This window comes from Gimesia chilikensis, from assembly GCF_007744075.1.
GTDB lineage: Bacteria > Planctomycetota > Planctomycetia > Planctomycetales > Planctomycetaceae > Gimesia > Gimesia chilikensis_A.
This window is the reverse complement of sequence record NZ_CP036266.1, coordinates 6266423-6291762: the sequence shown is the minus strand read 5'-3', so window position 1 is coordinate 6291762 and position 25340 is coordinate 6266423. Positions and strand designations below refer to the sequence as shown.

Annotated in this window: 16 protein-coding genes; 8 read left to right on the top strand and 8 right to left on the bottom strand. The window is 53.7% G+C overall.

What is annotated here, in order from left to right; genetic code table 11:
• Positions 1-64 precede the first annotated feature (64 nt).
• Positions 65-1342: an alpha/beta hydrolase gene (locus HG66A1_RS23625; RefSeq protein ID WP_145189916.1), complete on the bottom strand. Its 1278-nt coding sequence runs from the start codon at positions 1340-1342 to the stop codon at positions 65-67.
• Between the two features lie 266 nt (positions 1343-1608).
• Here HG66A1_RS23625 and HG66A1_RS23620 point away from each other — a divergent pair, with 266 nt between their 5' ends.
• Together HG66A1_RS23620 and HG66A1_RS23615 are read left to right on the top strand one after the other, a co-directional pair.
• Positions 1609-3051: a sulfatase-like hydrolase/transferase gene (locus HG66A1_RS23620; protein WP_197996767.1), complete on the top strand. Its 1443-nt coding sequence runs from the start codon at positions 1609-1611 to the stop codon at positions 3049-3051.
• Between the two features lie 548 nt (positions 3052-3599).
• Entirely contained in the window at positions 3600-4040 is a 441-nt protein-coding gene (locus HG66A1_RS23615; RefSeq protein WP_145189913.1) for an STAS domain-containing protein, read from the top strand.
• 39 nt (positions 4041-4079) lie between these two features.
• Here HG66A1_RS23615 and HG66A1_RS23610 read toward each other — a convergent pair whose 3' ends face one another.
• On the bottom strand, positions 4080-5003 hold the full coding sequence (locus HG66A1_RS23610) for an HDOD domain-containing protein (RefSeq protein ID WP_145189910.1): 924 nt from the start codon (positions 5001-5003) through the stop codon (positions 4080-4082).
• 369 nt (positions 5004-5372) lie between these two features.
• On the opposite strand from HG66A1_RS23610, the gene HG66A1_RS23605 reads away from it, so the two are divergent.
• On the top strand, positions 5373-6431 hold the full coding sequence (locus HG66A1_RS23605) for a M42 family metallopeptidase (RefSeq protein WP_145189907.1): 1059 nt from the start codon (positions 5373-5375) through the stop codon (positions 6429-6431).
• 25 nt (positions 6432-6456) lie between these two features.
• Here HG66A1_RS23605 and hemL read toward each other — a convergent pair whose 3' ends face one another.
• Positions 6457-7752 carry a glutamate-1-semialdehyde 2,1-aminomutase gene (gene hemL / locus HG66A1_RS23600; RefSeq protein WP_145189904.1) on the bottom strand — a complete coding sequence of 432 codons (1296 nt, stop codon included), beginning with the start codon at positions 7750-7752 and terminating at the stop codon, positions 6457-6459.
• A gap of 15 nt (positions 7753-7767) precedes the next feature.
• Entirely contained in the window at positions 7768-9036 is a 1269-nt protein-coding gene (locus HG66A1_RS23595) for a PQQ-binding-like beta-propeller repeat protein (RefSeq protein WP_145189901.1), read from the bottom strand.
• A gap of 255 nt (positions 9037-9291) precedes the next feature.
• Here HG66A1_RS23595 and HG66A1_RS23590 point away from each other — a divergent pair, with 255 nt between their 5' ends.
• Positions 9292-10893: an ABC1 kinase family protein gene (locus tag HG66A1_RS23590; RefSeq protein ID WP_145189898.1), complete on the top strand. Its 1602-nt coding sequence runs from the start codon at positions 9292-9294 to the stop codon at positions 10891-10893.
• Between the two features lie 59 nt (positions 10894-10952).
• On the opposite strand, the gene HG66A1_RS23585 is transcribed toward HG66A1_RS23590, so the two are convergent.
• Positions 10953-14708, bottom strand: a complete 3756-nt coding sequence (locus tag HG66A1_RS23585) for a family 16 glycoside hydrolase (protein ID WP_145189895.1) — start codon at positions 14706-14708, stop codon at positions 10953-10955.
• Between the two features lie 201 nt (positions 14709-14909).
• A complete protein-coding gene (locus HG66A1_RS23580; protein ID WP_145042979.1) occupies positions 14910-15974 on the bottom strand; it encodes a protein arginine kinase in 1065 nt (354 codons plus the stop codon).
• A 439-nt stretch (positions 15975-16413) separates the two neighbouring features.
• Between HG66A1_RS23580 and trpE the strand changes: the two genes are divergently transcribed.
• The 4 genes from trpE (at position 16414) to HG66A1_RS23560 (ending at position 21112) form a co-directional block, all read left to right on the top strand.
• Complete coding sequence (gene trpE / locus HG66A1_RS23575; RefSeq protein WP_145189892.1) at positions 16414-17922, top strand: anthranilate synthase component I; 1509 nt, start codon at positions 16414-16416, stop codon at positions 17920-17922.
• A gap of 98 nt (positions 17923-18020) precedes the next feature.
• Positions 18021-19706 (top strand): Nramp family divalent metal transporter, encoded by a 1686-nt coding sequence (locus HG66A1_RS23570; RefSeq protein WP_145189889.1) that lies wholly within the window; start codon positions 18021-18023, stop codon positions 19704-19706.
• Between the two features lie 247 nt (positions 19707-19953).
• Positions 19954-20301, top strand: coding sequence for a histidine triad nucleotide-binding protein (locus HG66A1_RS23565; RefSeq protein ID WP_145189886.1), 348 nt, complete (start codon positions 19954-19956; stop codon positions 20299-20301).
• A gap of 118 nt (positions 20302-20419) precedes the next feature.
• Positions 20420-21112: a hypothetical protein gene (locus tag HG66A1_RS23560; protein ID WP_145189883.1), complete on the top strand. Its 693-nt coding sequence runs from the start codon at positions 20420-20422 to the stop codon at positions 21110-21112.
• 20 nt (positions 21113-21132) lie between these two features.
• Here the strand turns inward: HG66A1_RS23560 and HG66A1_RS23555 are convergent, their stop codons facing one another.
• Entirely contained in the window at positions 21133-21420 is a 288-nt protein-coding gene (locus HG66A1_RS23555; protein WP_145189880.1) for a hypothetical protein, read from the bottom strand.
• Between the two features lie 257 nt (positions 21421-21677).
• Positions 21678-25130 (bottom strand): pyruvate carboxylase, encoded by a 3453-nt coding sequence (locus tag HG66A1_RS23550; RefSeq protein WP_145189877.1) that lies wholly within the window; start codon positions 25128-25130, stop codon positions 21678-21680.
• Positions 25131-25340: the final 210 nt, after the last annotated feature.

The window sequence follows — 25340 nt, the reverse complement described above, 5'->3', positions numbered from 1 at the left end:
AAATAGAAAGAGCACACTTTGGTGTGCTCTTTTTTTACGTCTGCTGTTGATGAAATATGCCTGTTCAACGGAAAGTGCCGCGAACCGCCCTTCCCAGCAGACTGCCGCCACTGCTGTTGAACTTCCAGGCCAGATCCTGCAGCAGGGAACGGAGGTTGCGACGCTGGATCGGGATTCCCTCGAAGACCAGTCTGACATCGGAGAGGACGGTGACGCTGTCTGCGTGGTAAGAGTGTCCCAGGGCGAACAGGTTGGTATCGATGTCGGATGCATCCACTACGTTGATCTTCTTGAATTTGGGGAAGACCGTCAGATAGGAGCCCCCTTCTCCCAGCCTTTGATGCCAGAGTGAATTCACCACCCGCGAGGCTTTAAGGGCGAGGTCTTCCGAGGAAGAGTAGATGGTGAATCGGTCGGCTGTCTGTACGATGTGAGGGGCGATGGAATCTTTAAAGACCTGGGCGTCGATGTCGGGGGCAGTGAGGATGACCTCGTTAAACAGAGGTTTCTCCTGTCGTGACAGCGTCAGCTTTTGAGAAATGTTTTTGAGTGCACGAGAGAGGACCCGGTTGCCCATGCTGTGTGCGATGAGATGAATCTTGCGTGCCCCTGATTCGCGGGCGATGGCTTCGACAAACAGAGTGACGTTTTCTTCACACCATTGTGCGGTTCGTCCATCTTCCTTGTAGGCCCAGATCGAACCGCTGCTCTGCGAAGGCCAGCTGTACATCAGCGGTGCCCCTTTGAATTTCAGGTCATAGGCGATCTGCGCGGTCCGACGGGCCGCGTCTTCAAAGGAGTTATTGAATCCATGGATGAAAATAAAGGCTTCTCCGCCCCGTTGCAGAACGCCTGAGGCGGTTTCTTTTGTCTCGACGGAATCTTCGATGGTCTTACGGAGTTCGGTCAGGAAATACGAACCGGAGGCTGGCTCGACCGATTTCAGAACCACATGCTTATCCGGGTTTTCACGGAATTCCAGCTTCCAGATGCTGGGAGACTCCAGTTCGCCGGGCTGATGGTTTTCAGGGATGCTGACATCACAGAAGCCGAGGGAGAGCGTGGACCGTTTCGTGCCGAAGAACTCTTTGGGTTTGGGGGAACCGGTGATGTTGCGGTCGGTGCCATAGAAGACGCGGATGGTCTCGTGTTTTTCTTTTTCCTCTCGTTCCGAGCCTGAGGTAGAGCCTGGCGCTGCTTCTTCAGGCACAGGTGGTTCCTCCTGCGTCACGCGCGGGGGTTTATCTGCATCTGGTTCAGGCATGGAATCTTTGGCGCTGTCACAGCCTGTCAGCATCAAGCCGGCCAGGGCCAGCGACATCAGGAGATGGGGGGCTTTCATCGTGCATCCTTGCAGTTTGAAACAATCCAACCGGACGGTGGTAAAATGAATAGGGAAAAATACTTGATTCACGAGGATGGCTCAAGGCGAATCTCGGCCGGAACCAGCCGGAGGACTTTCTGCAAAACCACAGGACCGGCTGCCTTAACGCTAAAATTTGCTTTGGGTTACGCTCTTTGATATGCTGGAAAGTCCGCTTTCGCTGAGGAATCAAATCAGCGGAGGTTTAAATAGAAAATCAATCCCCGGACAGACAGGACCGTACTGTGAACAGCGCTCTCAGGATCTTTTGTTGTCTCGTTGCTTTCTGTATTGGATCGATCGAATCTCTGCAGGCAAAAGAGGCGAAGCAGGCCAGCCCCAACTTTGTCATTATTTTCGCCGACGATCTGGGCTATGGGGATCTGGAATGCTACGGGCATCCCAGGTTCAAAACGCCACATCTGAACCAGATGGCTGCGGAAGGGGCGCGGTTGACGCAGTTCAACGTTCCGGTCCCTTATTGTGCTCCTTCCCGCGCGACGCTGTTGACGGGGCGTTATCCCTGGCGGCACGGCGTCTGGTTTAACCCGGCTCCGGATGGGAAGCAGTTCAATACGGGGGTGGGGATCGCGGACAGCGAAGTTCTCATCAGTGAGTTGCTGAAAGAGCAGGGCTACTCGACTTTGTGTGTCGGGAAATGGCACCTGGGCCACAATCCCCGGTTCTACCCTACGCGACACGGTTTCGATGATTACCTGGGGATTCTGTATTCCAACGACATGCGTCCCGTGAATCTGATCAAGGGGGAGCAGGTCATCGAGTACCCGGTCATACAGGCGAATCTAACGCAGCGTTATACCGAACGAGCCATTGAGTTCATCAAGGAAAATCAACAGAAACCCTTCTTCCTGTATCTACCGCATGCGATGCCTCATAAGCCGCTGGCTGCCTCGGAAGCGTTCTACAAGAAAAGTGGAAACGGTCTGTATGGCGATGTGATTGCTGAGCTCGACTGGAGCGTAGGAGAGATTCTCAAAACACTGAAGGACCTAAAACTCGATGAAAATACGCTGGTGATCTTTGCATCTGATAATGGCCCCTGGTTTGGTGGGAACACGGCTGGTCTGTCAGGAATGAAATCGACCAGTTGGGAAGGAGGGCTGCGCGTGCCGATGATCGCCCGCTGGCCTGGGAAGATTCCTCCGCGCCAGGTGATCGATACTGTCTGTGGTTCGATCGATGTGTTCCCGACGATCCTGAAGCAGGCGGGAATCAAGGTGCCTGCTGACCGGGTGATTGACGGTAAGGATCTGTTTCCCGTACTCACCGAGCAGGCGCCGACTCCGCATGAGGCGCTCTTCTCCATGAAAGGGAATTCCCTGTTTACGGTTCGAAGCGGGCCCTGGAAGCTTCACATTAAACCATCTCCCCGACAGTTGCTGGCGAATCAGGGGGAGGACTGGGTTGACCCGCGCGGGCCCGATGGTGTGACGATCATTGCTCCTTATGAACAGGCTATGCCAAACCAGCCGCCCGGACTGCTCACGGGGGATCAGCCGGTACCGATGATGCTCTTCAATCTTGAAAAAGATCCCGCCGAGCAGCGTAACGTGGCGAAGGATCATCCCGAAGTCGTGGCGCGTCTGCAGAAGCTGTATGAGGAGATGCAGACCCAGGTGCCCGATTCCATTCGCAATTTCGATCCGCGGGCCCGCAGTAAAAAATAATCTGCGATGTAACGAAGGTCTGGTTCTTTCATCCAGAAGCCCGGTTGACTTTCCTGTTGCCTGCGCCCGGTTCACAGCTTGAAGAACGTCGCGATTTCAGCTCCTGTACGCCTGAGGATTCGGGCTTGTACAGTAATTCTTATCCGGCTGTTAGATTTTCTCCGCTCAAACGTCGTCTGAAAAATCAGATGATCGTTGCCAAAATCCAACATTCACTACCTGGAGTCCGTAGTAGAGGGTAGATATTGCCTCAGAGCTGAACACCTCACAAAGCCGTTTGTTTTATTTGTCGAACCTGTCGCGATGTCTTTTTACATCATTCCAGATTTCAATGTAGAAAAAGCACAACATTCAACGTTAAGAGTTAATGAATATCAAACAGGGCCATAATTCTTAACTCCCTTTTATCGTTGACTTTATCGAGGGGTTGCTGCAGAGCTTACTGATTAGGCATACGAATGGTCCGCTCTTTGCGTCTATTCAATGTTCTTAACAGTACACTGTTCAACAGCCTTGATGATCAACCAGAAGAAAGAGAGAACCACAGCATGGCATCTAAACGCGATCGAATGAGCGTCTATGAGCGTGACGGGGTAACCGTTCTGGATTTCGGAACTATGGAAATCTGGGATGGAGCCGATCTGGCACTGTTGCGTGAAACGCTCACGCGTCTGGTTGATCACGAAAAGTGCAAGTCGATTGGCGTCGAGCTGTCGTCAGTCAAATACATTCCGAGTGGCTTCTTTGGAATGTTGTACGACCTGTATGAAAAAGGGATCGCTGTTACGCTTTACAGCCCTCAACCCAACGTCGCGAGCATGCTCTGGTTTAAACAGTTCTGTCAGCACACTGAAGACGGGCGTTATTTGCTGAAAAGCGATCTGGCATCAGCGCATGATAAGTCGTCAGACGACGAAGTGCGTTCTGAAAAAGAAAAGTGGGACAAAAGTCTGAAGCAGTCGAATGACTACTCTACCACAGTTTCCTGAAGGGGAGGCACTGCGCCTCCCTGAGGAAGTACGCTCCTGTTATTCAGTTTCCAGGAGCACCGCATGTTTTTCGAGCCGATTTTTCAACGACAGGTAATTTCCCGTCGTTGTGGCTTCTTCTCTCAATTCCTGATCAATCTTGTCGGCCAGTTCAAACAGTTTGAATTCGGGCCAGGCATCATTCAAAGTCAGTAACTGATCGAGCCCCTGCGGATTCTGTCTGAGGGGATCCGGGATCAGCGAAGCAACCGCCACGGCGGCTGCAGCTGTTTTACCGAGTTTATCGTCTGTGAGCAGTGTTAAACCTTCATGGTGCAGGTAGACAGCGCAGATCAAGTCATCAGGAAATGACCAGTCCAGCATCACGTTAGCTGCAGCTGCAGAGTGGTCCCAGCTGAAATGCCGGCGTTCATATTCACTCAACAGACAGGGATCGCTGTCCTGGTTGATCGTGAATGTCAGGTACAGATCAAACAGTTCCTTGGAGAGGATGGGCAGCAGGAAGTCTTCCAGCATGGCTGCCGAGAAAGCCACGTCGGCGTCGACCTTCATCAGCATGGCAATCTCGCGTGCCATCAATGCCCGTTCCAGGTTAGTACTCCAGAAGTTGGGCAGGTTGATCAGCTTGGAATCGCTGGTTGCCATCGCCTGTTTCAGACCGGTAGTGACGAGGAAGAGCTTAGTCGAACGAATTCCCAGCAGCGTAATCGTCTGTTGAATCGAGGAAACCTTCCGGCGTAATCCGAACGCGCTGGAGTTAACCATTCTCAACAGTTCGCAGGAAATCCCGGCATCAGTTTCGATGATCTTGCTGAGCTCTTTGGGAGTCGAAGCAGGATCTTCAGCCTTCCGCGAAAATTCCATCACTGCTTTGGGCAGCATCGGAAGTTTAATTTCCGGAGGCAGCGGGCTTTGTTTACCTTCACCGATCAATTCTTTACGCAGCTTTGTCCAGTCTGTCATCTGTTCCTCTATAACTCTCAGACATGAAGTCGAAACAACGCTCTACTGTTTCGCAAATTCCGGGTTACCAGACGGATCTTCACCTCCTGTCGCAAGAGGGAGAGGATCGCTTAACACATTGAAATCTTAGCTTAAGGTTTCTCCGTAAGAGGCGTTCTTTTCTGCTTTTTTTTCGCAGGTAATCCCTCCACAGGCAGCATGTTGATTAAATACAACACTGCGCTCCTGTTCAAAGAAAACCTACATTGAAAAATACTCATAAGTAACTAAAATCCATCCACTTACACGCATAATTAGAAAACGCTCGAGAGGGATGGCTTACCTGCTTTCGGGCCCACAGCAAATTCTTAGCATTGTCAGGACAGAATCATGGAAGCGAAATCTCTGGAATTCCTTAAAAACCTACTTCATTCACCCGCTCCCTCGGGATATGAGCGACCTATTCAGGAGGTCGTGCGGGCGTATGTGAATGAGTTTGCTGATGAAGTGAAAACCGACCTGCACGGCAATGTGATCGCCGCCGTCAATCCCGGAGCGAAACGACGGGTGATGTTCGCCGGCCACTGTGACCAGATTGGCCTGCTGGTACAGCATATCGATGATGACGGTTACCTGTGGGCGAATCTGATCGGTGGCTGGGATATCCAGATGCTGCTCGGCCAGAACATGCAGGTCCACACCGATTCGGGGCCGATCCACGGCGTGATTGCCCGTAAAGCCATTCACCTGCTGACCCCGGAAGAACGCAAAACCGTTCCCGAGATCAAGGACCTCTGGATCGACATCGGAGCCAAAGATGGAGCCGAAGCCCGTGAGAAAGTCGCGATCGGGGATCCCATCACATTCGAGCTCGGTTTCCGACCGATGCTGAACCAGTTAGCTTCTGCCCCCGGGATGGATAACCGCGTCGGGGTCTGGGTTGTGATGGAGGCCCTGCGCCAGGCGAGTGAAAAGTCACCCGAGTTCGGCGTCTTCTCGGTTTCGACGGTTCAGGAAGAGATCGGCCTGCGTGGTGCGCAGACCAGTGCTTACTCGATTCAGCCAGAAGTCGGGATTGCCGTCGATGTAACCCATGCCACCGACTGTCCCGCGGTCAGTAAAAAGGAGAATGGCGAGATCAATGTCGGCGATGGTCCGGTTGTCTATCGCGGACCGAATGTGAATCCGGTTGTTTTCTCAACGCTCACCGATCTGGCGGAGAAAAACGACATCTCCTGTCAGATTAACTCGATTTCGCGTCCCGCTGGTAACGATGCCAATGCGATGCAGTTGAACCAGGGAGGCATGGCGACCGGTATTGTTGCCATCCCCAACCGGTACATGCACAGCCCGGTTGAGGTCGTCTCGCTGGAAGACCTCGAACACGCGGCTAATCTTCTGGCTGCCTTCTGCCTGGAGATCAATGAACAGACGGATTTCACTCCGTAGTCAATTGTCGTTCAGATGAGATCGATCAGCCGATACTCTGCAGCACTTCTTCTGCTGCCTGAATCGTCTGGTCGATATCTTCATCTGTCATACAGGTAGAAGCGAAGTTGGCTTCGAACTGGCTGCAGGGGAGATAGATACCCCGGTCGAGCATGCCCTGGAAATAGCGGGCAAATCGCTCTGTGTCGTTCTGAGAAGAGACCGCAAAGCTGGTCACTTTTTCGGGATTGAAGAACAGCGTAAACATCGAGCCACATTCAGCAAGCGTGTGAGGCAGACCTGCTTTGGAAGCGGCCGCGGAGAGCCCTTTTGTCAGTCGCTGCGTCTTCGCTTCCAGTTCCGGGTAGGGATTGGTTTCCCGCAGACACTGGAGCGTTGCGATACCGGAGGCCATCGCGATTGGATTTCCCGACAAGGTCCCCGCCTGGTAGACCGAGCCGACGGGAGAGATCGCATCCATAATCTCCGCTTTTCCGCCATAAGCGCCGACAGGCATGCCACCGCCGATAACTTTACCTAGCATGCAGATGTCGGGAGTCACTCCAAACCGCTGTTGGGCTCCACCGAGGGCAACACGAAATCCGGTCATGACTTCATCCATGATGAAGACCGACTGGTGTTGGGTACAAAGTTCTCTGACCGTCTCGAGGAATCCCGGTTCTGGCAGGACGACCCCCATGTTACCCACGACCGGTTCGAGGATCACACCTGCGATTTGGTCACCTGCCTGGGAGAATGTTTCCTTGAGTTGCTCAATGTCGTTGTACTCCAGGACCAGGGTATCGGCTGTGCAACCCTGGGGAACGCCGGGACTGGAGGGGGCGCCGAGTGTCAACGCACCACTGCCTGCCTGGACGAGCAGGCTATCTACGTGCCCGTGATAACAGCCGGCAAACTTGATAATTTTATCCCGTCCGGTGTAGCCGCGTGCCAGACGAATCGCACTCATGGCGGCTTCGGTTCCCGAATTCACCATACGGACTTTCTCGACGGAGGGAACCAGTTCCGCGACCAGTTCTGCCAGTTCGCTTTCCAGAACCGTAGGTGCTCCAAAACTGGTCCCTTTTTTGAGTGCCTCTTCGATTCCAGACATGACCTGGGGATGCAGGTGTCCCAGAATGTGGGGGCCCCAGGAACCGACGAAATCGATGTAGCGGTTGCCGTCGATGTCATACAGGTACTGTCCCTCGCCGCGATCGATGACGACAGGGTGTCCGCCCACGGCGCCAAATGCCCGCGCCGGGCTGTTCACTCCTCCCGGAATGACCTTCAGGGCGCGTTCAAATTCTGCTTCACTTCGCGTACGGGAGCGGGCTGTCATGGATCAGGAGTTCCTCTAGTTCGTAGTCGTTTTTTCAGGAGTGACCGGGGCATCTGACCCCAGCTTGAGACATTTCAATGTTTTTGAATCTCTGACGTAAAGCAGACCATTAGACAGGGCAGGCAGAGCCCGTGTCGTGGAGTGGAAGATCTGCTCGCTGGCCAGTTCTTTATAGGCATCCAGGGAGGCTTCGGCCAGTACCAGTGTGCCATCGGTTTTCATGATAATGAGTTTGTTGTCGGCTTCAAGCAAGGTCGCGTATCCAAAATCGTTCTCGGACCATGCGACTTTGCGTGTCTGGGGATCAAAACAGATCAGGCGGGCTGTGCCGATATCCTGACGACCATCAATGCCAATCAGCTTGCCATCATATTCAATCGGCGTCGTGTACTGACTGGACATCGGCTTTTCGCTGCGCCAGATTTCCCGCGTGCCGATCTGTTCAATCTGGCCCCAGAATCCACCCACGCCGTAGCTGGCTGTCGCAAAGATGTTGTTGCCGATCACCACCGGGTCGGCACCGTTCACCGTGGGGCCCCGCTTACCAAAGGGGAACTGAAACAGCACATTGCCGTTCTTCGGATCCAGGCCGGTCAGGTGCAGCCGGGTAATGAAGATTGCGTAGAAGCGACCGTGTCGAAATGCAGAGGTCGGCGATGAGTAGCTGGCATCGTCCTGCAGTGCCTGCCACAAGGTAAAACCCTTGTCCAGGGAAAACGCAACCACGCCGGCATTCTTACGTTTACCACCCACGTTGACCAGCAGCTTCTCTTCCACAATGATGGGCGTGCTGCCGACTCCGAAGTAACCATCACTGACCTGGAAATCTTTATGAGTATCGCGGGACCAGACCACTTTGCCGGTTTTCAGTTCCAGGCATTGCAGGCGGCCCGTGATGCCATAAGTGTAAACCCGACTGTTGTGGATTAATGGGACAGCGATCGGACCGTCATTTGGGTTGAAGGTTCCCCGGTAGCTGACGGGGGCGGACTGTTTCCAGATCGGTTCTCCAGTACCAGCATTGAGTGCTTCGACGATTTCCTGATCGCCAACCCGATGAAAGAGTACCAGTGTATTCTGAAAGACAGCGACACCTGCGAACCCACTGCCGACGGGACGCTGCCATTTCAATTCCGGTCCGCCCGCAGGCCAGGACGCCGCGATCGTTTCGTCAGCAGCATGAGCATTTCGATAAGGACCCAGAATCTGGGGCCAGTCTCCCGCCTGACAAACGGGATTGGTGAAGAGGATGAGCAGCAGTAAGATGCCTTGCAGAATTCTCATGTGTCGGGCTCCGCCTTACAGATGAACGGGGATCAGATTTCAGGGAATCTCATTTTAGCAGGAACGGGGCTTGGCTGCATAGGAACGTCTGTTATAGTCTGATAAGATAAAAGCTGAAACCAACCATCGAACAGGCTGCGCTTTCGAGAAAGGGTTTTCGTGAGATCGTTTGCCCGCCAGGAGAAAACTTTGGACTCAAACCCACTACGGTTAATCAGAAACTTACGCAGAAGTCGCGAGATCGTTACCGTTCTCATGAACTATGGTTTTGATGATCTCGTTGATCAGTTGGGGCTGAGACGTTATCTCCGCTGGGGCCGCAGGCTGCTGTTCTGGAAACGCACCGAGCCTGAAATCAAGCTCACCCGTGCAAAACGCATTCGCCTTGCCCTGGAAAGCCTGGGTGTCACGTTTATCAAATTCGGTCAGGTAGTCAGTACGCGTCCCGATCTGGTGCCCCGGGATGTCGTCGCGGAACTGGAAAAACTGCAGGAGCGGGTTCCCTCCTTTCCCGGTGAAATCGCGATTGCCATCATCGAACGCGAGCTGGGAGAGCCCATCGATAAGCTGTATGCCGAGTTTGATCCTGCTCCCCTGGCCGCCGGTTCGCTGGGGCAGGTGCATAAAGCCCGTCACCACGACGGTACGCCACTGGTGGTCAAGGTGAAGCGGCCCGATATCGACCGGGTGATCGAGCAGGACCTGAGCCTGATGCACGAACTGGCGACGATGATCGAACGCCATTTTCCGGATGCGGAAGTCTTCGATCCGGTAGGACTGGTCAACCAGTTTTCACGAACGATTCATCGCGAACTGCAGTTCAGCCGAGAGGCCCGCTCAACCGATGAGTTTTATCGCCTGTTTCAGGATGATGCGACTCTGTATGTTCCTAAAATCTACTCCGATATGACCCAGGGTGACATCATCACCATGGAATTCATCGACGGCTATCGGATTGATGACGAACAGGAACTGCAAAACCTGCCCATCAGTGCGCATGAGGTCGCCGCCAACGGGGCACGGATATTTATGAAAATGGTTTTCGAATTTGGCGTGTTTCATGCTGATCCGCATCCGGGGAATTTCCGGGTCCTGCATGATGGTTCGCTCTGCCTGATCGATTATGGCATGATTGGGGTTCTGGAAGAGGAACGCCGCGACTTGCTGGTCGACCTGTTACTGAATGTGGCCAAACAGGATACAAACAAACTCGTCGAAGTTGTGTTGAATATCGGTAAAGCCAAGCGGGCCGTCGATCACCAGTTGCTCCGGGCCGATCTCCGCGATTTCATCGGCAATTATTATGGAATCCCGCTGGATCAGATCAGTGTTGGCAAGATGCTGACCGACTTTATCAACATCCTGGCGATTCACCGCATTCGCTGTCCTGTCGATATCATGCTGCTGATTCGGGCCATGATCACCCTGGAAGGAGTGGCTTCCCGGATTGCTCCCGAGCTGAATATCGCTCAGGAAATGGAACCCTACATTTATAAGCTCTCCTCAGAACGTTATCATCCCCGTGCGATTGCCAGCCGGATCTGGTCTGAGGCCTGCAGCTTTTCCAAGGTGATGCATGATCTGCCGGAGCAGGTAGGGCGCACTCTGGGGAAACTGGCCGATGACGAACTGCAGATCCACCTGGATCATAAAGGCATTGATCACCTTACGACCGAAATGGACCGCTCCGGGAACCGTCTGGCGATCGGAATGGTGATGTCGTCGCTGATCCTCGCTTCAGCCATAACACTTTCATCGGACACACGGCTGGTTTATATCAGCATCCCGATTTTCATGATGTCGAGTCTGTTGGGAATCTGGCTGATCTACGGCGTCTTCCGCAGTGGACGCTTGTAAGATCGGGTGATCTTACAAGCGTCGCGTATGCTGCGATGCAAGTAGTATGTTGACGCTCTTTATTTCCCGTAGAGTCGAGCTTTGGGATCGCCGCCTGACAGCAGGTAGGCAACCAGGTCTCGTACTTCTTCGGGACTGAGCGTATTCAGCATCGCCTGAGGCATCTGTGAGACAGGAGATGCCTGGATTTCTTCGACGCTCTCTGCCGGGATCTCAATCGGTTCAGCCTTGATGTCGGCCGTGTAGACAATCACTTTGTCGCCGTCTTTCGAAACGAGACCCGTGAAAGTACGCCCCTCATCGGTGATCACGATCGAGGATTGATATTGATCGGAAATGACCTTACTCGGTTCGACAATGGATTCGAGGATGTAACGGGCATCGAACTTGTTTTTTACGGTCGTCAGATCGGGACCGACATCGCCCCCCAGTCCGTCAAAGCGGTGGCAGGCAGCACAACGCAGGGAATGGAACAGGTTGCGGCCATTCTCGAAACTGGCTTTCTGCAGGTGTCCGCCGGAAGTGAATCGGCTGGCATCGCCGATCGTCCAGGTTCGTCCCGGGCCTTTGGGGGGAGTGATTTCGAAATCGGGAACGGGATTGAAATTCTCACCACTGATGTCGGCCAGAGCAGCTCGATCGGCGTTGGAGAGATATCCGAGTACTTCGTCACGCAGGTTACCCAGGAACTTGGCATAGCTGTTGCCTCCCGGGTATTTCGCTGAGGCGTTGATGAACTCGATGTAGGCTCGACGCTGATCCATGGTCCAGCCGTCACGCAGATTTCGCAGCATGAATGCATAATTGATTTCATGTGTGGGCGGATGCTTGGCCAGCATGTCGAGGACACGTCCGCCATAGTTTTTATTGCGTCCCGCCAGCTCAGTCCAGTCAGGAACTTCAGGTTCGCCCCGGTTTTCAATCAGATCCAGGGCTTTGGCAATCACGGTTGGTGATTCCAGGTAAACCAGCACACGCACCAGTTCGGTGTTGATGTTCTTGCTCTGGCTGGGCAGATACGGGTCGAGTTCGGCGATAACCTGTGCTCGTTGTTCTGCAGTGGGTTTGCCCAGGCGAATGAACGTCAGGGCGTAAGCACGTAGCAGTCCCAGGAACTGTGGTTCGCTCAACTGAGAGGGATCCAGTTCCAGCAGCGCGGCGATCTGGGCATCGCGGTGAGATTTGTTTCCCATGCGGGCCAGGGCGACTGCCCCGGAAATCCGTGCCTGAGGATTTTGCTCCTTAAATACCTTCGCGGCCCACTGCTCAACGGGCTGCGATTCGATGGCGACACGAGCCGCGTGTCGCAACCAGCGATCAGAACTGGAGAGGTGTGGCCAGGCAGCTGCGACGGCTGCTGGATCCTGTTTGCCATGATAAGCTTCCAGGCTGCGACGCAGTTTTCGGGCTTCAGCGCCCGCCAGTTCTTCTGTAACCGGTTTGGTTGATTCGTTTCCAGTGTAGGTGATTCTGAACAGCGCCGACTGTGTTCCCCGTCCACCGATGGTGAAGTAGAGTGCGCCGTCTTTACCAATGATCGCATCGGTCAGCGGCAGTGGTGAACCGTAGCAGAATGCTTCCTGCTCACCCTTGTAGCCTGCGCCATCCGGAGTGAGATGAATGGCGTAGATCGTGCCGAACGTCCAGTCGAGTGCGAACATGGCATCCTGGTAGCGTGCCGGGAACTTGGCTCCCTGGCCACTGATCACGCCGGTCGGACAACCGGGGCCAATATTCACCACGGCGGGTAGACTGTCTTCGTAGTATTCGGGCCATTTGCCGGAACCACTTCGCCAACCATAGTCGGAACCGCTGACGGCGACGTTGACGCGGGTCGGGCGGTACCAGGGAGTTCCGAGGTCCCATTCCATGTCTGCATCGTAGGTGAAGATGTCACCAGCCCGGTTGAGGGCGATGTCGTATTCGTTTCGATAGCCAGTAGAGATGATTTCGTGCTGTTTTGTTTCTGGTGAGAATCGGGAAATCCAGCCACCTGGCGCCATGCGACCGCGGGCATGTCCGTTGGCATCCCATTCACGGGGTAACAGCAGGTCTTCGTCCCAGGTGGGAACGTGTGAACGAACAATGCTGTCCTGGGGAGGGAGAGCGGCGTGATTGCCGCCGATGACATACAGGTGCTGATTATCTTCCGCGACAATCACTGCATGGTTGCCGTGTTCGCCACCACTGCGTTCGCTGGGAAGAACTTCGGCAGTATCGAGCTGGTCGTCCCCGTTTGTATCTGTGACCTTGAAGAGGTTGCCGCCATTCTTGTGAAAGTAAAGTGCGTCTTTGTGCCAGACCATGCCCTGGGCACCGGAAAGGTCGATCTCCAATTTTTCGACATCAACCTGGGGGGCATCCCCTTTCTCGGTGACTGTGATGCGATAGAGGCCTTTGTCTCCCTGATCGCTGGCCAGCAGTCGTCCTTTACCGTCGGTGGTGAGTGAAACCCAGCTCCCCTGTTCATTGGCGGGGACTTCATAGAGCAGTTCGACTTTGAAGTCCTTTGCGATGGTGATATTCTGGGCCAGTTCTTCCAGGTCGACACCACTACGGGTTGTGATCCCGGGTTTACCCCAGGGACCACTGCCGAAGGCGCCCATTGATTTCAGTTTCAGCTTCCAGGAGGAGTCGTCGAAGCTGGCTTGCTTCCACTCGGGAGACGCCTGGTCCGACAGTTTCCAGTCGGGGGTAGAGCTGACCTGCTGCTGTTTACCATCGGCAGTTTCAATTTCCAGCTTCAGGATGAAGGCTGCGACACCACCGTTGTTGTTCGCTTTCACTGCGATCTGATTAAGGCCCGTCTGCACCAGTTTGCGTGCGTCGCTCAGCATGACGGGATTTTTCCAGTCGGTTGCGGTGCCTGCGTCTTTGCCGTTGATCCAGACGGTGGCCCGATTGTCACAGGTGAAGTAGAGACGGGCCGCTTTGATCTGATTTGCGACTTCGAACTGCTTCCGCAGGTAGATCGGGGCGTTGTCGGTGGGGTTGTCTGTCTTCCAGATCCAGCCTGGAACCGGCTTGGCAGAGACCCAGTCGAACTTATCCTTTTTATTTTTTGTGGACGATGTTTTGGTAGCGGGGGCTTTCTTTGTGTTCTCGACAGCTGCCTTGAGTACGGCCTGGGCTTCTTTGCCCGCTAACGGCCGGTATTGCACGTCTTTGAATTCGACTCGCATCGGTGGTCCCGCGTGAAGCTGCAGACCGAGCACCCCTTTCGCAAACGCCTGGGGATGGTTGTCGGTGATATCGACGGTGTTGACTCCATTCACCTGATGGACCAGCCGGTTGCCTACCGCGACGATCCGCAGTTCGTTCCATTCCCAGTCATTCAGTTTCTGATTTTTATCGCCGATCTCTGCGACGACTTTGGGTTTGCCATCCGCTCCAATTTCGACACGCTGGAAACGCTGGGCGATGATGCCCCGTCCGGTTTTTTCTCCATAGAGCATCCCGAAATATTCAGGTTTTGGATGCAGGTCGGCCTGGTAGCCTTTGAGTGCGAAGTTCTGCGGATCGACCAGTTCGCTGCGATATTGCACACCTGAGTTATTGCCTTTGAAGCGGACCTGGGCTTTGAATTCAAAGTCACCCACATCTCCCCCCTGCCAGACGAGGAAGGTGTTGGGTTTAGCAGGATGCTCTGGCGTGGTTTCACCCACGATGGCTCCGTCTTCTACGGTCCAGAATCCTTCTCGACCTTCCCAGCCGGTCAGATCTTTACCATTAAAGAGCTGCTGAAATTCCTGAGCGTGGATCGTGCTGGTAGAGAAAGCGATGCAGGTAAAAAGAACGCGGACGAAAGTATGCATGATGATATTCCGCTTACTGAAGTGAGTTGCAGGATACTTGAGGGATCAAAACAGTGAAAATCAGGGGAGATCAAAACAGGGACATGGATCGCGCAGCCTGATTTAATATGAGTTGGTTAACATATAATCCAGAACTGATAGCTTAACCCGCCTGCAGGGCTGTGTCGAGTACGCAGTGCAATTCAGACGAGTGAGGTGGGTTCAGTCTGAGTTGGAGGCGTCGCTGATACGTTGCCTGAGATAGTTCGCGCGGGCCGCATTTCGTTCACTCGATTCCAGTTCACCTCCCTGCAGCTTCTGCAGGTGAGCGGGCTGGGTGAAGATGAACATTTCGTTCACAGCTGAAATGGGGAGGCTTTCGATCAATCCTAGATTGACACCCATGCGTACGCTGGAGAGCAGGTGCATGGTCTCTTCGGAACTGATGGTCTGGGCGGTACTCAAAATCCCAAAGGCACGGGAAACCTGATCGTGCAGACCCTGGCGATTTTCTTTGAGCAGCGAGTTTCTGACACGCCGTTCGTAAGAGATGATATTGGGTACGACTTCCTTGATGCTGTCGATCAGCTGATGCTCGGTCTGCCCCAGAGTGACCTGGTTGGAGATCTGATAAAAATCACCCATGGCCTGGCTGCCTTCGCCATACAGTCCGCGTACAGCCAGATTGATCTTCTGCAGCGCCTGGAAGACTTTCTGAATCTCTTTCGTGATGACCAGCGCCGGCAGGTGCAGCATGACGCTGACACGGATTCCGGTACCCACATTGGTGGGGCAGGCTGTCAGGTAACCAAATTCTTCACTGAAGGCGTAGGTGACTTCGGATTCCAGCAGGTCATCAATCCGATTGATGGTGTCCCAGCATTCGTCGAGAGAAAATCCGCTTCGTAAAACCTGGAGGCGGAGGTGGTCTTCCTCATTGACCATGATGCCGATGTTTTCCTCGTTATCCAGTCCCACACCGCGGGGACCAGAGCGTTCGGCATGCTCACGGCTGATCATCTGGCGTTCGACGATGAACTGACGATCCAGGTTGGAGAGCTTGTTTACATTCAGATAGGAGAGCTTTTCCTGCATGGGCAGGTTGGTAATGATCGGCCGCATCAGCTGCTCGATCTCACCCAACGTAGATTCCGTACAGCGATTGATAAAGGGGAACTGTGCGAGGTTTCTCGCCAGGCGAATTCTGCTGGACATCACAATATCGGAGTCCGGGCCGATTCCTCTCAGCCATTCACCACTCGTGCGAGTGAATGCATCCAAATTCACCCTGATTCTCCTTGATTGAACTAAATAGGTCAGACCCCGGGCCTGTAATCCGGTTACCGGCCCGCATGGTAACTCGCGTGACTTTCATCCCCAAACGGTGTAGACTCGGGGACTGAATACCATACTGGTTCAGCCCCGGAAAACAAAGTCATACAACCGAGTTCTGTCAGAAAGCCGTTGAAGAACGGTTACTCTGATTTATTCTATGCAATGCGTGTCCCGAATACCATTGCACTCCCGTGGATTCCAAAACTGAAACGGGAAACTCCGGGAGTACACCACCCCCAACCTGTAGACAGCGACCGAGATTTTGCGGATTTTTGAGAACAGGGACCTCCGACAGCTTGTCTCTGTAATCAGAAACACTCATAAGAGAGTCCGCAGCGCACATTTAGAAACGGGATGCCCGGTCATCCATAGAGACGGCAACTGAAGGCCCATGAAATACGTTCCAGATTTTGATACTTTTCAACAGCTTTCCACACAGGCGAACCTGGTTCCCGTGTATCGCCAGTTGACCGGAGATACTTTGACGCCGGTCAGTGCGTATCAACTGCTGGAGAAGGGCCCGTATTCCTTTCTGTTTGAAAGCGTCGTGGGTGGTGAGCAGATCAGCCGCTACAGCTTCCTGGGGGCCAACCCCTTTCTGACTATCGATGCCTACCAGCAGCGGATGGTGATCCAGCAGCAGGGAGAGACCGAAGAGCGGACCGTCGCTGACCCACTGCAGGAACTGGAATCCATTCTGGATCAGTACCAGGCTCCCGAATTACCGGGGCTTCCCCGTTTCTGTGGAGGGGCCGTCGGTTATGCAGGCTACGATGTTGTGCGTTATTCTGAAAACCTGCCTGATGCACCTGACGACGATCGTCAGCTCCCGGACCTGTCCTTTGCGCTGTACGACCACATGGTGGTTTTCGATCAGATCAACAAGACCGTGCTGGTGGTGGCACATGCCCATATTACTCCCGGAATGAGTGAGTCAGATCTGCAGGCCGCTTACCAGGCCGCCTGCGAGAAGATTGATCAGACTTGTGAGCGTTTCCAGACCGGGAATCCTGCCGTCCTGAAAATGGCGGACATCAGTGTGAATCCCCATGCGGAACCGGATCTAGAGTGGACGTCCAATTTCTCACAACAGAATTTTGAAGCAGCGGTGGACGCCTGCAAGGAATACATCGTGGCCGGCGATATTTTTCAGGTCGTCTTGAGTCAGCGCCTGAAACTGGAGACTTCGGCGACACCACTGGATATTTATCGCAGCCTGAGGGTCGTCAATCCGAGCCCGTTTATGTTTCTACTGAAGACTCCCGAAGTTGATCTGGTCGGCAGCTCACCTGAAATCATGGTGCGTGTCGAAGACGGCCTGACGACGATTCGTCCCCTGGCGGGAACCCGCAAGCGAGGGAAAACGGAAGCAGAAGACAAGCGGCTGGCCGAGGAACTGCTGGCCGACCCCAAAGAACGAGCCGAGCATGTGATGCTGATTGACCTGGCACGGAATGATGTCGGCCGGGTAAGCGAGTTCGGTTCGGTGGAACTGTCGGATGTGATGGTAGTGGAACGTTACAGCCATGTCATGCACATCACATCCAATGTAACCGGTACGCTGACCGAAGGTCGAACGGCCCTGGATGCCTTGCGTGCCGGGCTGCCCGCAGGAACGGTCTCCGGTGCCCCCAAAGTGCGGGCCATGGAGATCATCGACGAATTTGAACCACATCGACGGGGCCCGTATGCCGGCGCCGTCGGATATCTCGATTTTACGGGAAATATGGATACGTGTATTGCATTGCGTACGCTGGTTATGCAGGGATCTACGGCCTACGTTCAGGCCGGCGCCGGGATCGTTGCCGACAGTGTACCCGAGACGGAGTATTATGAAACATTGAACAAGGCAAAGGGGTTGCTGAAAGCGATTGAGGTCGCTGAACAACAACTGAAATAATTCAGATCAGAGTGGTGACCGTCTGAATTCTTTCGGCTCTGAATAGTTGTTTCGACATCATCCCCCACTGTCGATAACAAAGGTGAAGCAGGAGTACGATGGAATCTCAACAGGAGAATAGCGCTCTCGATCCATCAGTGGGTTCCGAGAAAGAAGAAGCCATTAACGCCCCGACCAGTTTTGGCGGGATCGTCAGACGCCTGGGACCCGGCCTGATTGTGGCCGGCAGTATTGTTGGTTCCGGCGAGTTGATCGCAACCACCAAAACCGGTGCCCAGGCCGGGATTGCTCTGTTATGGCTGATTATCGTCGGCTGCCTGATCAAGGTGTTCGTACAGATCGAACTGGGACGCTATTCCATCTCCCGGGGAGAGACCACGCTGCAGGCGCTGAACCATGTGCCGGGCCCTCGACTGGGAGTCATGCGGAATCCGAATCAGCAGGCGCCCAACTGGATTCTCTGGTTCTGGCTGATCATGAGCCTGTGTACGATCGGACAACTGGGGGGGATAGTCGGCGGTGTGGGGCAGGCCCTGGCACTGACGCTACCTATCAAAGGCGACTATCGCCAGGCGATCCAATACCCGTCCGAAAAAGAATTCGTGCACTACCTCGAGATCGAAGAGGAACTTAACAGCGAAGAGAGTTCCCTGGCTGCCATGTCTCCCGAGGAGCGGGAGCGATTCCTGCGGGGGCACGCCAAGCTGCAGCAGCGAATCGAAGCTCTGCAGGAAGAGGGGCAGATGATTCTACAGAAAATTCGCAATCAGGAATCCCTGGTTGATGAGCAGGGCACATCCCTGTTGGAGCCGCAAACCTGGGACGATAAGATCTGGGCCGGATTGATTTCGGTGATGACCGCCTTTCTGCTGTTCTATGGTCGCTATAATCTGATCGAGCATCTTTCGACGATTCTGGTTGTTTCGTTTACGTTCATTACGGTCGGCAATGTCTTTTCGCTACAGACTTCAGAGATCTGGAGCATTTCCGGCGAGGAAATCATGAAGGGGTTGTCGTTCGGAATTCCGGAAGCGACAGGGGGCATGAATCCCCTGATCACTGCGCTGGCAGCGTTTGGAATTATTGGCGTCGGAGCGACTGAGCTGATTGCCTATCCTTACTGGTGCCTGGAGAAGGGCTATGCCCGCTTTACCGGACCCCATTCAGAAGATGCTAGCTGGGCATTTCGCGCCAAAGGCTGGATGCGGGTAATGAAGATTGATGCTTTCGCTTCAATGTGCATCTACACTTTTGCCACACTGGCGTTTTACCTGATGGGAGTGGCTGTGCTGCACAAGGAAGGCCTGGATCCAGACGGGATGCGGATGGTGAGCACACTGGCGGAAGCCTATGTGCCTGTATTCGGAACGTACGCCAAATGGCTCTTCCTCGCGGGAGCGATTGCCGTTCTCTATTCTACATTTCTGGTGGCGAATGCTGCGAATGCACGTATCTTTTCCGACGGACTGCGTTTCTTTGGAATCTACGACGAACGTAAGCCGGGCGCACTGCAGAAATGGATCAGGGGCATGTCGTTTATTCTGCCCCTGCTCTGCCTGGCGGTATTTCTGACCGGGGCTAATCCGGTCAGGCTGGTGTTGATCGCGGGGACCATGCAGGCCATCATGCTGCCGATGCTGGGGATCGCCGCCATCTATCTGCGCTATACCCGGATCGATCAGCGATTAACGCCTGGACGGCTCTGGGATCTGATGCTGTTTCTCTCCTGTCTCGGCCTCTTGCTGGCGGGTGGGTTCGGGGTCTACAAACAGTTGTTCGCCTGATGTGAAACTTGGCAGCGCGTTCTGAATTGTTAAGCTCAGAAACGTGTCCCAGCCAGGGGGGCTCGATGATGTAATGATTCTGAACGCAGCCCGGCTGATGATGTGCAGCGGATACCGTTTCTGTATAATCAGTGTCAGGCGCCCGAGAAGGTCTGTCAGCATGAATTGCTGGAACAGATCTGGTTTTGCTGGAATTCACCAGGAAATTGAAAATAGTGTCGAATACGAGACGAAGGATGCAGGTTAGATGAGTGGCGAGAAAACGATTTTCAAGAAAATTATCGACCGGGAGATTCCGGCTGACATTATCTACGAAGACGAGCTGTGTCTGGCGTTCAAGGATGTCAATCCACAGGCTCCCGTGCATGTGCTGGTGATCCCCAAGAAGGAGATCGTATCGATTTCTCACCTCGAGCCTGAAGACATGGAACTGGCCGGCCATCTGTTTCTGACAGTTGGAAAGCTGGCAGAAATGCTGGGGCTGGATGAAGGGTATCGTACAATCGTCAATACTGGTAAAGCCGGAGGTCAGACGGTCGATCATCTCCATTTACATCTACTCGGAGGTCGCTCCTTACAGTGGCCACCCGGATAACCGGACTTCCCGGGAATTTGAGCCCCGGTGCCGGCGAGAAACGAATTGCGAACCCTGACTGCTGTCAGTCATAATGAGAGTATCAGACAAAACATCATATGAGCAGGGGATTGAGATCGTGTTGAAATCAAAAAACTTTCGAAAGGTACTGTTTCTGATCGGCTTTATGGGAATCGCGTTTCCAGCGCAAGATGTCCTGGCTCAGGGGAGTTCCAAGAAAGGGAATGTGAAACAGCTCAATATACAGGCTGATAAACTCCGCGATTCGTTTATTCGCCAGTCTGCTGATATCGCCCGTAAATATTCTGATGCCGGCGATTATGAGAAATCCAAAGAGATGCTGGAGTCGATTCTCAGCATTAAAAAAGATGTCCCAGGCGTGAAAGCGATGATCGATCAGCTCGATGAAAAAATGATCTCGTCGAATTCCGCTGATTTTGAAATCGATGCGGCTCGTAACTGGAGTGGCCCTGCCGGTCTGGTCGCGAAGGGGAGATCAATTCGGATTCAGGCCACCGGGACCTATGATCTGATTACAGACATCAAGACAGGCGTCGAAGGGCTGCCTGAGAAAAACCCTATGAAAGAACTGGCTCCCGGCGTACCCGTAGGAGCGTTGATGGGGGTTGTTCTCTCACAGGAAAAAGGGAAACCCAAAATGGGGAAGCCCTTCAAGATCGGAGAGAAAGTCGAATTCACGCCTAAAGATGATGGCGTGCTGATGATCGGTCTGAATCTGCCTCCGGGACATCAATCCAAAGGGAAAGTGAAAGTCCGGATCAGCGGGTATTTCAGACGCAGTTCGAATTGAGCGAACTGATATAAGCGGCGTTACTTTTTGTTCTTACGAGCGTTCATCTCAGCGCGGATCTCTCTCCGCAGCAGCTCGGTCATCTGGCTGCGTTCCTGCAACAGTGGTGCAGTTTGAGCAATCACCTTACGCATATCAGAAATAATTCCGCTCTCCAGCTCTTCGGTCGTAATGCCATCGCAGGCATTCACGCAGGCGACGACTCGACGGACCATTTCCTGATTTTCAGGAGTGTCTTCGCCGAGGATTTCTCCCTCGCTTGAGATTACAAAGTGCGGAGGTTGAATGGATTGACGCTCTCCAGTCATTCGCCGATTACTCCAGTTGCTTTAAGCCCGGTGATCGTGTGTACCGCGCTTTATGTGCTGTTTTGGGAATTCATTTCAGACCAGGATAACAATGGTCAAATAAGTACTGTTATCTGATCTATCGGCGAATGAGGAAGCTCGGATTCACTATCTCTAATGGATCATTAAAAAATGAATCCTGATTTTGGTGTCTTTAACTCAAAATTTAAAACTATGGTTCATCTGGGTAAAATGGGATGAGTTGAGTTTCCTGTTATTTATTCCAGCACGATCAGCAGGTCTCCCGATTCCACCTGAGTACCAGGCTCGATCAGAATCTCTTTGACGACCCCATCCTGTTCAGAAATGACGCTGGTTTGCATCTTCATGGCTTCCAGCATCAGCAGCTGATCGCCGGCTTTGACCTTACTGCCGACCTTGATGGTCAAGGAGACCACAACACCTGGCATCACTGAACCGATTTGCTTCTGATCAGATGGATCTGCTTTGCGACGGGTATCGTCTTGCGGTTTCAACGATTTATCTACGATCACCACTTCACGCGGCTGACCGTTGAGTTCGAAGAAGACCGTTCTGCAACCATCTGTCTGTGGCTTACCAACAGCCAGGAACTTGATGATGAGGGTTTTACCGGGAGCGATATCGACGGCGATTTCCTCTTCCGGTTCCAGTCCGTTAAAGAACGCGTACGTCGGCAGGCCACTGGTATCGTAATACGCTTTCTGATGCGCTGCGAAATCTTCGAAGACTTTGGGGTACAGCAGGTAAGACACGACTTCCTGATCGGTAGGCGTGCGGTTGATCATCTCCTGCACTGTCTTAGCAGCATCTTCAAAGTCGGCAGGAGGTAAAATACTGCCCGGACGTTCGGTGAGAGGCTCTTCTCCTCGCAGAATTCGTTTCTGGACGGCATCGGGGAAACCTCCGGGGGTCTGCCCCATGCGACCACTGACCAGGTCCAGTACTGATTCGGGGAATGCCAGATCACGTTCGCCATTAACAACATCATCACAGGTCAGATCGTTGGCAACGAGGAACAGTGCCATGTCGCCGACTGCCTTGGATGTGGGAGTCACCTTCACGATATCGCCCAGCAGCTGGTTGACTTCCGCATAGACATGACAGACTTCAGACCAGCGGTCTCCCAGTCCCAGCGATTGTGCCTGTTGCAGCAGGTTCGTGTACTGACCACCGGGCATCTGGTGATCGTAGAGATTCGCACCGGCTGGTAGTACGGGGCTTTCAAAGGCCGTATAGAAGTCACGGACGGCACGCCAGTACTCGGAGATTTCGTCGAGGTGTTCGACATTGACTTCCGGCTGATGTTCTGCGAATCGCAGGGATTCAATCACCGTGGTCAGGTTCGGCTGCGATGTTCCACCGGACATCGACGGGACTGCACCGTCGGCGATATCCAGTCCTGCCTCGGCGGCTTTCAGAATGGAAGCGGCCTGTCCGCCAATCGTGTCGTGGGTATGGAAGTGAATGGGAATACCGATTTCCTGCTTCAAGGTTTTAACCAGCAGTTCGGCTGCATACGGTTTACACAAACCGGCCATATCTTTGATCGCCAGGATGTGGGCACCCATGTTTTCCAGTTCCTTGGCCATCTTCACGTAATACTTCAGATCGTATTTCGATTTGGACGGATCCAGAATATCGCCGGTGTAACAGATGCTGGCTTCACAGATGGCGCCGCTCTTCTGCACTTCTTCCATCGCCACCTTCATGTTGGGCACCCAGTTCAACGCGTCAAACACGCGGAACACATCGATGCCTGCAGCGGCAGCTTCTTTCACAAATGCGCGGACCACGTTGTCCGGGTAGTTGGTATAACCAACGGCACTCGAAGCACGGATCAACATCTGGAACAGAATGTTCGGCACCCGTTCCCGCATATCAGCCAGACGCTGCCAGGGTGATTCTTTCAGGAACCGCATGGAGGTATCGAAGGTCGCTCCACCCCACATTTCCAGCGAGAACAGCTGTGGGCAGTTATGGGCGTAAACTTCCGCGATCTGCAGCATGTCGTGTGTACGGAAACGTGTGGCGTACAGCGACTGATGGGCATCGCGGAAGGATGTATCCGTCAGCAGCAGCTGTTTCTGATCCAGGATCCATTTGCTGAATTTCTCTGCTCCCAGTTCGAGCAGCTTCTGTCGCATGCCATCCGGTGGATCGATCTGCTTTTTATTATATGAGGGCACAGGAGCCGGCATCCGTCGCTTTGCTTTCGCACGGTCTTTGACCAGCGAGTTGCCGTTCACGATCGTCTCTGACAGGTAGGTCAGCAGTTTGGTGGCCCGGTCGTGACGTTTGGGGAACTTGAACAGTTCCGGCGTCTCATCGATGAACCGGGTAATACACTCACCCTTGATGAAGGTCGGGTGCGTGACCAGTTTCAACAGGAACGGAATGTTGGTTTTCACGCCACGAATTCGGAATTCCTGCAGACAGCGTTCCGTACGGGCGGACGCATCTTTGAAGGTCCGCGCCCAGGTGGTCACTTTAACCAGCAGTGAGTCGTAGTAAGGGAAGACCATCGCCCCGGAGAACGCGGTACCCGCATCGAGGCGGACGCCCATACCGCTGGCCGAGCGATAGTGTGCAACGCGTCCATAGTCGGGCATGAACTTGTTCGCAGGATCTTCGGTCGTCACGCGGCACTGCAGCGCAAAACCGTGTGTCTTGATCTCTTCCTGCGAGTTGATGCCGATTCCGGTATCTGAGAGCTGGGCACCCTGGGCGAGCAGGATCTGTGATTTGACGATATCAACACCGGTGACCTGTTCTGTCACCGTATGTTCGACCTGGATACGAGGATTCACTTCGATGAAGTAGAACTGGTTCGTGTCGTCATCCAGCAGGAATTCGACGGTTCCTGCCGACTCGTAATTTACGCTCCGACCAATTTTCAAGGCGGCATTACAGAGGGCTTCGCGAACCGAGGCATCCAGGTTTGGAGCCGGGGCAATTTCCACGACCTTCTGGTGACGACGCTGTACCGAACAGTCACGTTCGTAAAGATGAACCAGGCCGCCGTGCTTGTCGCCCAGCAACTGGACTTCAATATGACGGGCACGGGAGATGAACTTTTCGACGAATACATCGGGACTGCCGAAGGCCGCCAGCGATTCACTGCGGGCCTGTTCATAGGCAGCTTCAAATTCTTTCTCAGTCTGTACGACACGCATACCACGACCACCACCGCCATGGGCTGCTTTCAGAATGATCGGGAAGCCGATGCTCTGAGCGGTTTTGAGTCCTTCTGCGGGATCGGTAATCGCTTCACCACTACCGCCGAGAACGGGAACACCTGCCTGCTCGGCAATTTTACGGGCCGAGATCTTGTCTCCCAGCGATTTCAGAGTCTCAACCTGGGGGCCGACGAAAATAATGCCAGCGTCTTTACAGGCCTGGGCGAATTCCGCGTTTTCGGAGAGGAAACCGTAGCCAGGATGGATGGCGTCGATTTTCTTCAGCTTCGCCAGTGTGATGATGGCGTCGATATCCAGGTAGGATTTCACAGGATGGCCCGGCTTACCAATCTGGTAGGCTTCGTCTGCCTTGGTCCGGTGCAGGGCGTATCGATCTTCGTGGGTATAGATGCCGACCGTGCGAATCCCCAGTTCGTGTGTACTGCGGAAAATGCGAATCGCGATTTCGCTTCGGTTGGCAACGAGCAGCTTTTTAATCTTACCCTCAGACATGAGCTATCCTGGTTCTTTGTATACTTTATGTTTGATGGTCTGGTTTGAAAATGGCCCCAGGCGTGATTTGCCCGCTGGCCAGCGGTTCCCAGAGTACCTGTCTGAGCCCGGAAACTCAACACACTGCCCCCGTCTGGCAGCAGCGAAAGTCCGATGCGCACTCACAATCGTAACGATGAGATGAATTTTACTAACTTCCCTGCGGAAACC

Excerpts from the sequence above, each read along its gene's own strand:
- HG66A1_RS23625 (WP_145189916.1), bottom strand. The coding sequence starts at position 1,342 with ATGAAAGCCCCCCATCTCCTGATGTCGCTGGCCCTGGCCGGCTTGATG.
- HG66A1_RS23615 (WP_145189913.1), top strand. The coding sequence starts at position 3,600 with ATGGCATCTAAACGCGATCGAATGAGCGTCTATGAGCGTGACGGGGTA.
- HG66A1_RS23610 (WP_145189910.1), bottom strand. The coding sequence starts at position 5,003 with ATGACAGACTGGACAAAGCTGCGTAAAGAATTGATCGGTGAAGGTAAA.
- HG66A1_RS23605 (WP_145189907.1), top strand. The coding sequence starts at position 5,373 with ATGGAAGCGAAATCTCTGGAATTCCTTAAAAACCTACTTCATTCACCC.
- hemL (WP_145189904.1), bottom strand. The coding sequence starts at position 7,752 with ATGACAGCCCGCTCCCGTACGCGAAGTGAAGCAGAATTTGAACGCGCC.
- HG66A1_RS23595 (WP_145189901.1), bottom strand. The coding sequence starts at position 9,036 with ATGAGAATTCTGCAAGGCATCTTACTGCTGCTCATCCTCTTCACCAAT.
- HG66A1_RS23590 (WP_145189898.1), top strand. The coding sequence starts at position 9,292 with ATGAACTATGGTTTTGATGATCTCGTTGATCAGTTGGGGCTGAGACGT.
- HG66A1_RS23585 (WP_145189895.1), bottom strand. The coding sequence starts at position 14,708 with ATGCATACTTTCGTCCGCGTTCTTTTTACCTGCATCGCTTTCTCTACC.
- trpE (WP_145189892.1), top strand. The coding sequence starts at position 16,414 with ATGAAATACGTTCCAGATTTTGATACTTTTCAACAGCTTTCCACACAG.
- HG66A1_RS23570 (WP_145189889.1), top strand. The coding sequence starts at position 18,021 with ATGGAATCTCAACAGGAGAATAGCGCTCTCGATCCATCAGTGGGTTCC.
- HG66A1_RS23565 (WP_145189886.1), top strand. The coding sequence starts at position 19,954 with ATGAGTGGCGAGAAAACGATTTTCAAGAAAATTATCGACCGGGAGATT.
- HG66A1_RS23555 (WP_145189880.1), bottom strand. The coding sequence starts at position 21,420 with ATGACTGGAGAGCGTCAATCCATTCAACCTCCGCACTTTGTAATCTCA.
- HG66A1_RS23550 (WP_145189877.1), bottom strand. The coding sequence starts at position 25,130 with ATGTCTGAGGGTAAGATTAAAAAGCTGCTCGTTGCCAACCGAAGCGAA.